Origin of the sequence: Sorangium sp. So ce426, assembly GCF_051475585.1 — a bacterium.
Lineage (GTDB): Bacteria > Myxococcota_A > Polyangia > Polyangiales > Polyangiaceae > Sorangium > Sorangium cellulosum_B.
In genome coordinates this window covers 2,470,826-2,484,776 of record NZ_CP150341.1, presented here as the reverse complement: position 1 = coordinate 2,484,776, position 13,951 = coordinate 2,470,826, and the positions used below count along the sequence as shown (strand labels likewise).

Annotated in this window: 13 protein-coding genes and 1 tRNA gene; 4 read left to right on the top strand and 10 right to left on the bottom strand. The window is 72.9% G+C overall.

Going from position 1 to position 13,951, the window contains the following annotated elements:
* Nucleotides 1–18: 18 nt before the first annotated feature.
* The 6 genes from WMF44_RS09465 to WMF44_RS09440 all read right to left on the bottom strand — a co-directional run bounded on the left by WMF44_RS09465 (nucleotide 19) and on the right by WMF44_RS09440 (nucleotide 4,314).
* On the bottom strand, nucleotides 19–660 hold the full coding sequence (locus WMF44_RS09465) for a phospholipase D family protein (protein WP_437298801.1): 642 nt from the start codon (nucleotides 658–660) through the stop codon (nucleotides 19–21).
* Nucleotides 657–1,100 carry an acyl-CoA thioesterase gene (locus WMF44_RS09460; RefSeq protein ID WP_437298800.1) on the bottom strand — a complete coding sequence of 148 codons (444 nt, stop codon included), beginning with the start codon at nucleotides 1,098–1,100 and terminating at the stop codon, nucleotides 657–659. The genes WMF44_RS09465 and WMF44_RS09460 overlap by 4 nt, the downstream gene beginning before the upstream one ends.
* 5 nt (nucleotides 1,101–1,105) lie before the next feature.
* Nucleotides 1,106–1,681, bottom strand: a complete 576-nt coding sequence (locus WMF44_RS09455; RefSeq protein ID WP_437298799.1) for a DUF3501 family protein — start codon at nucleotides 1,679–1,681, stop codon at nucleotides 1,106–1,108.
* A 34-nt stretch (nucleotides 1,682–1,715) separates the two neighbouring features.
* On the bottom strand, nucleotides 1,716–3,089 hold the full coding sequence (locus WMF44_RS09450) for a hypothetical protein (protein ID WP_437298798.1): 1,374 nt from the start codon (nucleotides 3,087–3,089) through the stop codon (nucleotides 1,716–1,718).
* A 169-nt stretch (nucleotides 3,090–3,258) separates the two neighbouring features.
* Nucleotides 3,259–3,687 (bottom strand): rubrerythrin family protein, encoded by a 429-nt coding sequence (locus tag WMF44_RS09445; protein WP_272101433.1) that lies wholly within the window; start codon nucleotides 3,685–3,687, stop codon nucleotides 3,259–3,261.
* Nucleotides 3,688–3,774: 87 nt separating this feature from the next.
* On the bottom strand, nucleotides 3,775–4,314 hold the full coding sequence (locus WMF44_RS09440) for a Fur family transcriptional regulator (protein WP_437298797.1): 540 nt from the start codon (nucleotides 4,312–4,314) through the stop codon (nucleotides 3,775–3,777).
* 446 nt (nucleotides 4,315–4,760) lie between these two features.
* On the opposite strand from WMF44_RS09440, the gene rpsU reads away from it, so the two are divergent.
* The 3 genes from rpsU to WMF44_RS09425 all read left to right on the top strand — a co-directional run bounded on the left by rpsU (nucleotide 4,761) and on the right by WMF44_RS09425 (nucleotide 6,582).
* Nucleotides 4,761–4,985: a 30S ribosomal protein S21 gene (rpsU, locus tag WMF44_RS09435; RefSeq protein ID WP_012234386.1), complete on the top strand. Its 225-nt coding sequence runs from the start codon at nucleotides 4,761–4,763 to the stop codon at nucleotides 4,983–4,985.
* A gap of 209 nt (nucleotides 4,986–5,194) precedes the next feature.
* Nucleotides 5,195–6,298, top strand: a complete 1,104-nt coding sequence (locus tag WMF44_RS09430; protein ID WP_437298796.1) for a glycosyltransferase — start codon at nucleotides 5,195–5,197, stop codon at nucleotides 6,296–6,298.
* A gap of 209 nt (nucleotides 6,299–6,507) precedes the next feature.
* Nucleotides 6,508–6,582: transfer RNA gene (locus WMF44_RS09425), tRNA-Pro, on the top strand.
* A gap of 149 nt (nucleotides 6,583–6,731) precedes the next feature.
* Here WMF44_RS09425 and WMF44_RS09420 read toward each other — a convergent pair.
* Nucleotides 6,732–8,336, bottom strand: coding sequence for an amidase (locus WMF44_RS09420; protein WP_437298795.1), 1,605 nt, complete (start codon nucleotides 8,334–8,336; stop codon nucleotides 6,732–6,734).
* Between the two features lie 89 nt (nucleotides 8,337–8,425).
* On the opposite strand from WMF44_RS09420, the gene WMF44_RS09415 reads away from it, so the two are divergent.
* Nucleotides 8,426–11,149, top strand: a complete 2,724-nt coding sequence (locus WMF44_RS09415) for an ATP-dependent RNA helicase (protein WP_437298794.1) — start codon at nucleotides 8,426–8,428, stop codon at nucleotides 11,147–11,149.
* A gap of 1 nt (nucleotide 11,150) precedes the next feature.
* On the opposite strand, the gene WMF44_RS09410 is transcribed toward WMF44_RS09415, so the two are convergent.
* From WMF44_RS09410 to WMF44_RS09400, 3 genes are all read right to left on the bottom strand, one after another.
* Entirely contained in the window at nucleotides 11,151–12,188 is a 1,038-nt protein-coding gene (locus WMF44_RS09410; RefSeq protein ID WP_437298793.1) for a hypothetical protein, read from the bottom strand.
* A complete protein-coding gene (locus WMF44_RS09405; protein WP_437298792.1) occupies nucleotides 12,188–13,282 on the bottom strand; it encodes a bifunctional chorismate mutase/prephenate dehydratase in 1,095 nt (364 codons plus the stop codon). The genes WMF44_RS09410 and WMF44_RS09405 overlap by 1 nt, the downstream gene beginning before the upstream one ends.
* A gap of 123 nt (nucleotides 13,283–13,405) precedes the next feature.
* Nucleotides 13,406–13,753 (bottom strand): FmdB family zinc ribbon protein, encoded by a 348-nt coding sequence (locus tag WMF44_RS09400; RefSeq protein WP_437298791.1) that lies wholly within the window; start codon nucleotides 13,751–13,753, stop codon nucleotides 13,406–13,408.
* Nucleotides 13,754–13,951 lie beyond the last annotated feature (198 nt).

Here is a 13,951-nt window from a genome sequence, read left to right as displayed (position 1 = left end):
CATCGGCCATCGGGACCGTCAGCGCAACGGGATTTTGTCGAGCTGGTCGAGCGGCCCCGGGCAGAGCGGCCGGAGCTTGCAGCCCTTGCACTCGGCGCCGGTCCAGATCGCCTCGAACGTCCCCTGCATCTCGTCGAGCAGGAGGTCGTCGTCGGTGAGCACGCCCGCCTCGAAGTTCCGCCGCCCCTCGCCCTTCGCCCCGAGCCCGGCGCCGGTGAGGTTGGCGGAGCCGAGGTAGAGGAGCGCGCCGTCGACGGCGATCATCTTCAGGTGGACCCGCGGGCAGCGCCGCATCTCGATCGGCGGCCGGGGCCGCCGGCGGAGCTCGGCGCGGAAGGCGCGCGACGGGACACCGGCGTGCAGCAGGCGCAGCTCGACCCCCCGGGCGGCGAGCGCGTCGAGCAGGTCGAGGAACGACATGTACCGGCCGCGCGCCCGCGCCCTCGATCCGATGGGCGCCTCCACGCGCAGCTCCTTCACGTTGGCCGTCGCGATCCACACGGAGACGCGCGCGTTCGCGACGGCGCCCATCACGAGCGCGTCGTAGTGCGCCCTGTCGCGGAGGAGCGTCAGCTCGACGCGCCGCTTCAGCAGCGAGCGCGCCTTCGCCTCGGGTTCGGTCCTCGCGCGTGCCCGCGGGCGCGCCGGCCGAGCGCTCACGCCGGTCGACCGGCGCTGGAGGGCGCCTGCTCGAGATCGAGGTGAGCGCCGAGCAGGGCCCGGACGTCCTCCGGCATCGGGACCGACACCAGCTGCACGAGGTCGGTGGTCACCACCGTGTGCCGTAGCTCCGCCGACAGCACGCCGTCATGGGCGCGGTGCATGCGGTACCGGAGCGTGGCGCTCCGCCGGCCGATACGGACGACCGACGTCTCGATCCGGAGCGCCTGGCCGTAACGCACCGGCGCCGCGTAGTCGGCCTCGACCCGCACCGCCGGCAGCCCGATCCGCCGCTCGAGGATGAGCCCGGCGTAGCCCCCGTCGAGCGGCGCGAAGAACCGCTCCATCGCCTCGTGCGCGTAGTTGAGGAAGCGCGCGAAGAAGACGATGTTCGCGGCGTCGACGTCTTCGAACTTGATCGGACGATCGAGGGAGACCATCGCGGCTAGGACAGGTCCTCGGCGAGCTTCTCCAGGGTCGCTCTCCCGAGCGGCGCCTTCACCGTGTAGCGCGGGTGCCCGACGACGAGCGATACCGTCGCCTTCCTCGCCTTGATCGCGGCCTGCGCCTCGGCAGGGAGATCCGCCTTGAGGTAATGCACGGCCGTCGTGCGGTCTTCCATCGTTCCGTCGCGCTTGCCGAGCGCCCGCGCGGCGACGCCGTCGACCTCGATCGAGACGGTGTCCTCGAGGCCCACCAGATCGATGAGCATCCGATCGCGCAGCGCTCGATCGGGGATCTCGACGAAGAGCGTCAGGCTGAGCTGCCCCGCGCCCGGGATGAGATCGTTGTACGTCTCGATCTCGTGGAGGATGCCGCTCTCGCTCGTGATGCGCTCGGTGCGGAGCATCTCCTGGATCTGGAAGAGCACCGAGTCGCGGTTCTCGAAGACCGCGGTCAGGTGGTCTCCGAGCCGCACGCGGCGGGGTCGCTTCTCCTCGATGATGCGGCTGCGGAATCGCTCGCGGATCGCCTCGTATTCGCCGATCCCGAGCACCTCGTTGCGATCGATGGGACGCATGACGCTCCTCTCCTTGACGACGTCGGACCGAGGTTCACGGCGTCGGGCCGAGCCCGTAGGCGTGGGCGAGCGCCTCGACCGGGTGCAGCACCTTCGCGCCGTTCTCCTTGACCATCCTGAGACCGGCGAGGGTGCAGTCGCTGACGATGACGTCCGCGCCGGCGACGCCGCGCACGAGCTTCGACGCGTACTTGCGCCCGGTCTCGTAGTGGGCCGCCTTCATCCCCCACGTGCCGTCGACCGCCGAGCACTGCTCGATGACGCGCACGTCCGTGTCGGGGACGACGCCGAGCACCCTGGCGCCCGGGAAGCCGATCTTCTGCGCGCGCAGGTGGCACGCGGCGTGGTACGCGATCGTGCCGAGCCCCTTCTTGAACTCGCGGTTGAGCTTCTTCTCGCGGCCGAGCTGGACGAGGAACTCCATCATGTCGACCGTCGCGGCCGCGACCTCGCGCGCCTCCGCCGTCTGCAGGTACTCCGGCCACTCCTTCTTCATCGTGTAGCCGCACGTCGGGCCGACCACGACGATCTTCCTCCCCCTGCGCACGTGCGGCAGCAGGAGCGCGACGTTGTGCTTCACCTTCGCGGTGAAGGCCGCGAGATCGCCGCCGTCGAGGTTCGGCATCCCGCAGCACGTCAGCGCCCCCGCAGGGGTGTCGCGCGGATCGTCCGCCCGCGGAGCGTCCGCCGACGAGCAGCCAGGGACGTGCACCGCGTAGCCGTTGTGCTCGAGGACGCGGACCGCCGCCTCGGGGACCGCGGGCGTGTTGTACTCGCCGTAGCAGGTCGCGAAGAGCACCACGTCGCCTTGCTTGCCGGCGCCGGCCGCGGCGCCGTGCTCCGCGAACCAGGACGAGAACGGCCTGCGCGCCATCTCCGGGAGCGGGAACTCCGACGAGATCCCGGTCACCTTCTCCTGCACCTTGCGCAGCAGGCGGCTCGCCTGCACGAGGTTCGCGAGCGGCGCGGCGGCGCCGGAGCCCAGCTCGCCGATCAGCTGCGGCTCGCCGAGGATCCTGTCCACCAGCGGGATGCCCTCCCGCTGGGCGCGCACCGCGCGCTCTCGCGCGAGCACGCGCGGGAAATCGAGGAGCTCGTAGGCGTGCTCGTCGGCCGTGTACGGGCACTTGATGTAGCAGAGCTTGCACTGCCAGCACGCGTCGCCCACGGCCTTGAAGTCATCGTAGGTGAGGGCCTCGGCGCCTTCGGCGACGCCGGCCTCGATGTCCCTGTCGACGCGCGCGAAGAGCTCGGGGAACGAGCCGCAATACCCGACGCACATGCGGCACTCGTGGCAGATCTGGAACGTCCGCCGCAGCTCTGCCTCGAGATCGCGGGGCTCGAGATATCGCTCGTCGTTCGGCGATGTCGCCGGTGGACGGTCTGGTGCACGCCGGATGACGCTCACTGGTCGGCTCCTCTCCAAAGCTTCAACTTGGGGTACGGCGCGGAGCGACGGCTCGCCGCGCGGCCTGGCGCCGGACGGCCGTCGAGGTCGCGATGGCGCGCGCGCCCCGGGTCGAGCCGACGTCGGTTCGGCGCGCCCCGGAGCGCTCGCGCTCTCGCGTCGGTCGCCCTCAGAAGTCGAGCGACTGCAGCGCCTTCGTGAAGCGCCCTGCGTGCGACTTCTCGGCCTTCGCGAGCGTCTCGAACCACTCCGCGATGTCCTCGAAGCCCTCGTCGCGGGCCTCCTTCGCGAAGCCCGGGTACATCGTCTCGTACTCGTGGGTCTCGCCGGCGACCGCGGCCTTCAGGTTCTTCTCCGTGCTGCCGATCGGCAAGCCGGTCGCCGGATCGCCCGCCTGCTTGAGGTAGTCGAGGTGGCCGTGCGCGTGGCCGGTCTCGCCGTCCGCCGTGTCCTTGAAGAGACCGGCGACCTCGGGGCGACCTTCGACGTCGGCGACCTTTGCGAAGTACAGGTAGCGGCGATTGGCCTGCGACTCCCCGGCGAACGCGTCCTTCAGGTTCTGGTGCGTCTTCGTGCCCGTAAGCTGCTTGGTTGTCATGGGTTCGCTCTCCTTCCTTCGGTTGAACGGCTGGGATGATGAGTCCCTGGTGCCCGCGCAGGTCGCCTCGGCGGCGCGGTGGATCCGCTAGACACGTCCAGGGCGCCGCGCCCCTCGAGCCCCTGCAGGGCGGAGTCGACTGTCCGCCGCGCCTCGCCCGGCGTCTCGCGCCTTGCCACGCGCGCCTTCGCCCCCCCGGGTGCCCCGCGCGCAGGCAGCGCAGAGCCCCCGGTAGATCCGCTCGACGGCGCGGACCTCGAAGCCGGGCGCGGCAGCGAGAGGCGCGGGGGCGATCTCGTCCGAGCGCTCGGCGGATGGCTCGGGCGGCTCGCACGGCACATCGCGGACGAGCCCGCAGCGATCGCAGACCGCGTGATGATGCGCCGCCATGTTCGGGTCGAAGCGCGATGCGCCCGGCGACAGAGACAGCGCGGCGCACAGCCCCGCGGACGCCAGCGCGTCGAGCGTGTTGTAGACCGTGGCGAAGCTCATGGTCGGCAGCGCCTGCCGGAGCCGCTCGAACAGCTCCTGCGCCGTCGGATGCGTCGGATCCGCCGCGAGCTCGCGCACGATCGCCAGGCGCTGCGGCGTCAGCTTGAGCCCCGACGCTCGCACGCACGCCAGCATGGAGGCGATCCGGGTATCCGCCTCGACCACCCTGCGCTCGAAGCCGACCGCGCGCCCCCGGGCACCCCGTGGCGCGGCCCCCTTTGCCGCAGCTGTCCGCGCGGTGGCCACCGAAAGATGTGTACTTAGAAAGTTTCTCAGGTGCAAGTCCTAACAATTACCCACGGGAAGCCTGAGAAATCCGGGGAAACTGCGGATTCGGGCGAAACCTGACGAACAAGACGAGTCAGTCGGGTCTGGCGAAACAGGCGAAACAGGCGAAACAGGCGAAACAGGCGAAACAGGCCGGACGGCGCGCCGTGACGTCGTGCCGCGCGACTACCGGGAGGTCTTGCGAGGCTAGAAGGCCTCTGCCATAGTGCGCGCCCCGCGCTGCCGGCCCCCGCCGGCTTGCATTTCGCCCGCCGAGTGGGCCAGTTTTTTCCCAGCAGAGGACGCTTCGAGACATGCCGACAGACGCCATTCAGTGCAAACCGCTCGAGGTCGCCGTGGGCGACAAGGGTATCGAGCGCGCCATCAAACATCTCAAGAGGAAGATGGCCGCCGAGGGGATCCTCCGCGAGCTGAAGCGCCGTCGGCACTACATGAAGCCGTCCGTGAAGCGACGGAAGAAGGCCTCGGAGGCCGCTCGTCGTCGCCGGAAGCGGTCGAAGATGGACATGGTCGCCTAGAGCGGCTGGAGCGACCACCCCTCGCGCAAGAGCAGCCGGCCAAGACGCAGAAGACGCACACGGACGCTTGATTCGAGCGTCCGCGGCGTGCTCTGCGTCTTGTCATTTTGTTCGTCCAGCAGTTGCCCCGGCAGGGTGATGCAACCGCGGTTGCGCGCCTGAGCGGCGCGGAGGCGGTGCCGCGCCGCGTCCAGCCTGGTGAGGTCCCGATGCGCGCCGTGGTGGTCACGACGTCCTATCCTGTCAGCGACGAGGATCCCTCCGGCCATTTCGTGCGGTCGTCGGCGGAGGCGCTCGCGCGCAGCGGCGCCGAGGTCCACGTGATCGCCGCCGGGGGCTCGCACATCGATCCACCCTCCCGGGACGGCCGGCTCGTCGTCCATCGGGCAGGCGGGGGCGCGCTGTTCGCGTGGCCCGGCGCCGTGGCGCGCGCGCGCGAGTCGCCGCTCCGGCTGCTCTCCGTGGCGCCGTTCGCGGCCGGCGTGCTCCAGCGGCTCCGTGAGATCGGGCCGGTCGATCGCGCGGCGGCGCACTGGATCATCCCGTGCGCGTGGCCGCTCCTGCTCGCGCTTCCGCGCACGCCGATCGAGGTGCACGCCCATGGCGCCGACGTCCGGCTCCTGCTCCGCGCGCCGCGCGCGGCTCGCGCCGCGGTGGTGAGCGCGCTCCTCCGGCGCGACGCGCGCTTCGTCTTCGCGGCCCGCGCACTGCGCGACGCGCTCGCAGGCTCGCTCGCTCCGGAGCAGGCTCGCGCGCTGGACCTCGCCTCGCGCGTCGAGCCCCCCGTGTTCGATCTGCCGCCGGTGGCGGGGCGCGCTGCCGCGCTCCGTCGCGAAATCGTGAAGGGCCCCGGCGAGCGCCTCGCCGTCGTCGCGTGCCGGCTGATCCCGACGAAGCGGGTCGAGCTCGCGATCGAGGCGGTGCGCGCCGCTGGACCCGGGTTGCGCCTCGTCGTCGTCGGAGACGGTCCAGAGCGCGGCGCGCTCGAGCGCCTCGCGAGCCGCGGCGACCTCGATGCAGAGAGCTCGCGCGGCGCGGGCGTCACGGCGACGAGCGACGGCAGCGCGGCGGTGCGCTTCACGGGCACGCTCCCGCGGAGGGAAGCGCTCGCATGGATCGGCGCAGCGGACGTGCTGCTGCACCCTTCATCGCACGAGGCCGCCCCCACGGTGATCCGCGAGGCGCGCGCGCTCGGCGTGCCGGTCATCGCCTGCGACGCGGGCGACGTGGTCGCATGGGCAAGGAGCGACGACGGGATCCTCGTCGCGGACAGCACAGCGCAGGGCCTCGCCACCGCGCTCCGCGGCATCTGATGGCGCCGCTCGGATCGCGCGCCCGCGGCGTCGCGGGGAAAGCCCCGGCGTTCTCGTTGGACGATCCGCGCCCCGCGCCCGGCTGCATCCAGCGCCAAACGCCCCGTCTGGAGCGAGTCTGCGTTCCTCGATGCGATGCCCTTGCAATTCCCAAGGCTTCGACTACGGTGCGCCCTCGCTCCGCACCGAAACGTGGCGGCGGAGTGGCTCGGGGCGTAGCGCAGCCTGGTTAGCGCACTTGACTGGGGGTCAAGGGGTCGGTGGTTCGAATCCACTCGCCCCGACTGGTCCGGCGGAGAGGTTCTCCGGCGGACCTTTCGGCTTTGTAGGGCTTCAGTTTTTGTCGACCGTGGACGCGCCGGACAGCGACCGCGCGGCGGCATCATGGAGCTCCGGTGTCGCCCTGGTCAGCCGGCTCCCGGCGTTCGCCGCGTCATCCGGCGAGCGAGGGCGGTGAGACAGGCGTGACGGGCCGATCGGCCTCGCCGGCGAGCTCGTCCTCGATGGCGATCATGGCGGCCATCACCACGTGTTCGGTGAAGGGGAAGCCGACCACCTGCACCCCGACGGGCAGGCCCACGCTCTTCGCATCGACCTCGGCGGCCCGCTTCTCCAGCCGGTCGCGTGGCCGCTCGCGGCGCGCCTCCTCGGGCCGCACGCGGGTCACGGGGACGACGCCGGCCGGGAACTGCGTGAGGTTCCACAGCATCGCGGCGCTGCCCGCGAGGACGAAGTCGCGCGACGCGGCGTGCGGCAGGGCCGGCGTGGCGTACGGCGGGCAGAGCAGCAGGTCGAGCGCTTCGGCGCGCATCGCCGACGCGATCGCGGCGCGCGCCTCGCGCAGCGCGTGCGTGGTGCGCCAGAACTCCGAGACCGACTTCGGCCCGGTGACCTCGAGGAGACGCTGGAGCCGCCGCTCGCCCGCGAGGCCAGCGACGCGCGCGGCGGCGCGGCGCGCGAGCGGCGGGAGCGAGGCCATCGTGCGGAGCGAGCGGAGCGAGACGTCGATGTCCGTCGCCTCGCTGCCGTCCTCGCCGGCGTCGAGGAGCGACAGCGCCGTCGCGCCGCCGTCCGCCGAGAGCGCCGCGAAATACGCGTAGACCGCGTCGGGGATCCCGGGCGGCGTGAACGGCACGACCGTCGCGCCCCGCGCGCGCAGGGCCGACGCCGTCTTCGCGACGGCGCGGGCAACGGCGGTCGAGGGAGGCACCAGCCCGTCGTCGCAGTAGAACCCGACGCGCAGGCGCGCCACCTCGACGCTCCCCGGCTCGACGATCGGGAGCGGCGGCACGCGCACGTCGAGCTCCACCATCGACGCGGGATCGAGCTCGGACATGACGAGCGCGACGTCGCGGGCGCTCCTGGCCATCGGCCCGACCTGCGCGCGGATCGCCTCCTGTCCGAGGAGCGCCGTGTTGCTCCCCTTGTTGGTCCAGCGATCGAGCGTGGGCTTGAGGCCGACGATACCGCAGCAGTGCGCGGGGACGCGGATGCTGCCGCCGATGTCCGTGCCGATCCCGAGCGGCGACATCCCCGCCGCGATGGCGGCCGCCTCGCCGCCGGACGAGCCGCCTGGGCTGTGATCGAGGCTCCACGGGTTCGCCGTCTGCCCGAAGAGCGGGTTGCGCGCCTCGTTGTACAGCAGCAGCTGCGAGACGTTCGTGCGCCCGAGGATCACGGCCCCCGCGCGTCGGAGCAGCGCGATCACCGTCGCGTCGCTTGTCGCCCGATGCCCCCTGCGGGAAGCGACGCCGAGCGTCGAGGCCATGCCGGCCATGTCGAGCGACTCCTTCACGGTGATCGGGAGCCCGTGGAGCGGGCCGCGGATGTCCCCGCGACGGCGCTCCTCGTCGAGGCCGCGGGCGGCCGCGAGCGCCTCGTCCCGGAGCACCTGGGTGAAGGCGCGGAGCCGCGGCTCGAGCGCCTCGATGCGCGCCAGGTGCGCCCGCGTGAGCTCCTCGGAGCTGATCTCGCGCGCCGAAAGGAGCGTGGCGAGCGCGGTCGCGGAAAGATGGGTCGGATCGGTCGATGCGCTCACGGCAATTCGACGAGTATCACAGGTCCGCGCGCGCCAAGGATTGCTAGGCTCCGCTGCCGCGCGCCCATCGCGCGGAGAGCGCCGAAGCCATGCAGCCGCTGCCGATCGATCCGATCCTCCCCGATCTCTGCGCCGCCCTGCGCGCGCGCCCGAGCGTGGTGCTCGAGGCCCCGCCCGGGGCGGGCAAGACGACGCGCGTGCCGCGCGCGCTGCTCGACGCGGGCTTCGCGGAGCGCGGCGAGATCCTGGTGCTCGAGCCGCGGCGGCTCGCGGCGCGCCTGTCCGCGCGGCGCGTGGCCGAAGAGCTCGGCGAGCGCGTGGGCGAGACCGTGGGCTACACGATGCGCTTCGAGGAGGCGTCCAGCCCGGCCACGCGCGTCCGCTTCGTGACCGAGGGCGTGCTGACGCGGCGGCTCCTCGTCGATCGCGAGCTCCGGGGCGTGAGCGCCGTGGTGCTCGACGAGTTCCACGAGCGGCACCTCGCCGGCGACGTCGCGCTCGCGCTGCTCCGGCGCCTGCAGCGCGGCGCGCGGCCCGATCTCCGCCTCGTGGTGATGTCCGCGACGCTCGACGCCGGGCCGATCGCGGCGTTCCTCGGCGGGCCGGAGGCGCAGCCCGCCCCGGCGGCCGAGGCCGAGCGCGGCCACGACACCGCGGCGGCGGGAGCCTCGGCGGCGCCGACCCTGCGCGCCGAGGGGCGGATGTTCGACGTCGCGATCGAGTACCTGCCGAGCGCCCGGGTGAGCGCGTCGACCCACGCCGCGGGCGACCGCCGCGCCCCGGCGCACTGGGGCGACAGGACGCTCGAGAGCCTCGTCGCGTCGTCGGTGCGGCAGCTCATCGAGGAGGGGCTCGACGGCGACGTGCTGGTGTTCCTGCCCGGCTCCGCGGAGATCAGGCGGGCGATGGACGCGTGCGCAGCCATCGCGAAGAGCGAGGATCTGCTGCTCCTGCCGCTCCACGGCTCGCTGTCCGCGGCCGAGCAGGACCGCGCGGTGCGCCCCGCGGATCGGCGAAAGATCATCCTCTCGACCAACGTGGCCGAGACCTCCGTGACCATCGACGGCGTCGTCGCGGTCGTCGACAGCGGCCTCGCGCGCGTGGCCGCGCACGCGCCGTGGTCGGGGTTGCCGACGCTCCGCGTCGCGCCCATCGCCCGCGCCTCCGCGGCGCAGCGCGCGGGGCGCGCCGGGCGGACGCGGCCCGGCCGCTGCCTCCGGCTCTACACGCGCGGGGATCTCGCCTCGCGGCCGGAGCACGAGGCGCCCGAGATCCGCCGGCTCGATCTCGCGGAGACGGTGCTCGAGCTCTGCGCGGCAGGGGTCACGGATCTCGAGGCGTTCGGGTGGCTGGAGGCGCCGCCCGCCGCCGGGCTCGCCGCGGCCGAGGCGCTGCTCGTGCGGCTCGGCGCGCTCGACGAGGGGCGGCGCGTGACGCCGACCGGAAGGCGGATGCTTCGCTTCCCGGCGCACCCGCGCCAGGCGCGGATGATCGTCGAGGCCGAGCGGCGCGGCGTCGCCGGCGACGGGTGCACCCTCGCGGCGCTCGTCGCGGAGCGCGACCTCGGCGCGCCGTCGGGCGCGCGGGAGCCCCATGGTCGGAGGAGCGACGCGCGGCACAGCTCCGACCTGCTCGCCGCGCTCCAGGCCTTCGAGGAGGCGGATCGCGCGCGGTTCGCGGCGGACCGCCTGCGGTGGCTGGGCGTGGACCCGGCGCGCGCGCTCACCGTGGAGCGGACGCGCAAGCAGCTCTCGCGGCTCGCCGATCACCGCAGCGCCGCGCCGCCGGAGACCGTCGAGGCGCGCGAGATCGCCCAGCGCATCGCGATACTCTCCGGATACCCCGACCGGGTCGGGCGTCTCCGCCGGCCGATCAGCGCGACGGGTCGGACCGGACGGGAGGTCGTGCTCGCCGCCGGCGGGACGGCCGCGCTCTCCGAGGCGAGCGTCATCGACGAGGTCGATCTCGTGGTCGCTGTCGACATCGAGGAGCGCAGCGAGGGGCGCTCGGCGCGCGCGGTCGTCCGGGCGGCGAGCGCGATCGAGGCCGACTGGCTGCTCGACCTCTTCACGGACGCGATCCGGGACACGACGGAGGCGACGTGGAACGCCGCCGCGGAGCGCGTCGAGGTCGTGCGCCGGCTGTCGTACGACGCCCTCGTGCTCGACGAGGCGCGGCCGGCCGCCGGCGCCGGCGGTCCGCTGGCGGAAGCGGCGGCGCGGGAGCTCGCGGCGCAGGCGAGGGCGAAGGGGTGGCGAGCGTTCGTGAAGGGCGACGCCCTCGAGAGCTGGCTCTTGCGGGTCGCGTTCGTGCGCGCGCACTGCCCCGACGCGGCGTTACCGGACGTGGACGAGGACGCGGTGCTCGCCACGCTCGAGGCGCTCTGCGACGGGCGCAGGAGCTTCGCCGAGCTCCGCGACGCCGATCTCTCGAGCGCCGTGCAGGCCTCGCTGGGCCCCGCGAAGGCGCGAGCGCTCGCCGAGCTCGCCCCCGAGTCGATCGTCCTGCCCGGCGGCCGGCGGGCGCGCCTCGAGTACACGGCGGGCGCGGCGCCGTCGCTCGCGTCCCGGCTGCAGGACTTCTTCGGCATGGCGGAGGGGCCGCGCGTCGCCGGTGGACGGGTGCCTGTCGTGCTGCACCTGTGCGCGCCGAACCAGCGCCCCGTGCAGGTCACGACCGATCTGTCGGGGTTCTGGGCGCGCCACTACCCCGCCATCGCGAAGGAGCTCCGCCGCCGCTACCCGAAGCACGCGTGGCCGGACGACCCCGCCCACGCCGCGCCGCCCTCGCGCGCGCCGCTCCGCAAGGCGTGAGTCAGCGCACGAGCGCCACGCTCCGCGCCGTGTCGGCGACCGTGCGGAGGAGCATGCGCACGATCCCCTCGCCGAGGGGCAGCGTGAACGCGACGTCGCTCTCGCGCTGCGCGACCTGCATCGGAGGGACCGAGCCGTAACCGAAGCCCCACGAGGAGAGCAGGGTCGCGATCCTGGCGATCTGCTCGAGGTTGCGGAGCGCGACAGCGCCGTTCGCCGCGCTCTGCGGGTCCGTGTACGTGAGGGCACCGGCGAAGTTGACCCCGGGCGGCTGGAAGTTGCCGATGACGCGCACGTACTGGAGCCCCGCGAGGAAGGGGAACTGCCCCGCCGCAGACGCGACCGCCGCCTGGCTCGAGAGATCGCCGGCCACGGCGAACGACGCGCCCTTGGTCCCGAGCAGCTCGACCATCCACGAAGGCACGGAGCGCGTCAGCTTGCCGGAGCGGAGCCGATCGAGGGCCCGCCGCATCCCGGTCTCGTTGCCGGTGAGGATCGTGTGCGGCGTGAGCACGACGAAGCCGACGTTGCCGGCCGTGAAGAGATCGTTGTCCGCGTAGCGCGTCTTCACGAGCGGCGCGCCGATCACGGTGACCGACCTGGCGTCGGCGGAGCGGCGGATCGCGTCGACGTCGAAGTTGCCCTGCATCACGGCGCAGAAGTCCGCGCCCTGCATGGCATAGAGGCCGCCGTAGACCTTCACGATGTCGCGCGACGGGACGAAGTTCGACTCGGGGCCCAGCGGGAGCAGGCTCGTGACGATCTGGTTGACCTCTCCTCCCAGGCCGGACGTGAACATGGCCGCCGCGTCGAGGTAACCGAGCATCACCGCGCCGCTCGGGAGGACGGCCAGGGGGTCGCGATCGATCGCCGTCGCGTCGATCTTCTCTCCGCCGACCAGCGCGAGGCTGTCGTCGGCGCCGCCGCAGCCGCCGAGCGCCTGGAGGGCGAGCGCCGCGATCGCGATCGCGCCCGCCGCGCGGCGCAGGGCGGCAGCGCCTCGGGAATGGAACAGCGTCCGCACCATCTCGTTCGCCATCAAGCTCGCTCGTGCGGCGGGTCGGGGCGCTCCAGCGGGAAGGAGCCGATGATCTTCAGCATCTTCGTCTCGCGCTTCACGCCCTCGAGCGCCGCGACGAGCGCCCGATCGGTCGTGTGTCCGCTGACCTCCACGTAGAACACGTAGTCCCAGCCCTCGCCGGGGACGGGGCGGGAGTGGACCCGCCGGAGGTTGCAGCTGCGCTCCTTGAAGTGCTGGAGGATGTCGTGGAGCGCGCCGGGCCGATCGTGGACGCTGAAGAGGATCGCCGTGGCGTCGTGGCCCGAGCGCGGCGAGGGGAGCCGGGACAGCACCGCGTAGCGGATCCGGAGCTCCCCCTCGTCGCCGACGTTCTCGCGGGCGACCCTGAGCTCCTGCCCGCCCGCGAAGCCGCGGGGGACGATGGCGGCGCTGCCCTCGTTCTCCGCCGCGAGATCCCAGGCGGCCTGCGGGCCCCGCACGTCGAGCACCAGCGCGCGCGGGTGCTGGAGCTCGAGGTAGTTCACGCAGGCCACGTGATCCTGGGGCGAGGAGTACACCCGCTCGACGGCGGCGAGGCTGCCCGTCCGGTTCACGAGGTCGAGCGCCTGCACCAGCTGGCGCTCGCCGACCACCTTGAGATCGGCGCCGCCGATCGCCTGGATCGTCGGGAAGATCGGCCCTTCCTTGAGCGACTCGTACGGGATCACCGCGAAGTCGGCGCGCGAGCGCGCGACCTCCTCGATGGCGGCGAGGGGGCTGTCGGCGCGGACGAACTCGCCTCCGATCCCGAAGTGATCGTGCGCCGCGGTCCAGCCATAGTCGCCCTCGGCCCCCAGGTACGCCACCCGGGGCGCGACCTCGAACGCGCGCGAGGCCGCGTCGATGGCGACGAAGATCGGCCGCACCGCGCGCTGCGGGAACGGCGGCGTCACGGCGCGCTCGAGCGCCTGCACGTGGGCGGCGTCGGCCGTGGGGGCGAACCGGGCCGTGCCCGTCCTCAGCTTGGCAAGCTCGTGCGCGATGCGAGCCCGCCGCTCGATGCTGCGAAGGATTTCTTGATCCAGCTCCGTGAGCTGCCGGCGGAGCTCCTCAAGTCGCTTTCTCTCATCCATCCAGGGCACCCTAGCACCGCGCCCGGCGCCGGTGGGCACGCAGCATTGCCGGCGCACCACGACGGCGCCACTGCGCGCTGCGCCGCGCTGGCCACACCCCCGTCGCTGCTCGCCGAGCTGGCGTCAGGCCGCCGCGGAGGAGGAGGAGGCGGACGACGCGCTGGAGTCGCTCTTGGTGCTGCCGCTCGCCGGCGAGGCGCTGCTCGACCCGGAGTCCGAGCTCGCCCCCTCCGACCCGGAGGAGCTGCCCGACCCGCCCTCCGACTTCGCGGGCGGCTTGTTCGACCCCGAGGCGTAGAGGTCGGAGTACCAGCCGCTGCCCTTGAGGATGAAGCCCGTGCCGCGCGAGATCTGCCGCCGGGCTGTCGCGTTGAGGCACGACGGGCACTCCGAGAGCGCGGCCTCCTTGATGGACTGCTCGGCCTCCCATTCATGCGCGCAAGATGTGCAGGCGTACTCGTAAGTGGGCATGACGTTTCTACTCCTCGGAACAACCCGAGGAGTATGGCCACGTTAGCCACCTGTCAAGGCGGCTGCCAAAAGCACACCTTGCGCTCCGGACATCGCTGCACCAGCGGGATGCGCAAGACCTGGTCCTCGGCGCGCGTCAGGAGCCAGGATTCCGCTCTTGCCGCGCGGCGCCAGCCCACGTAGACCCCGAGACGCCAG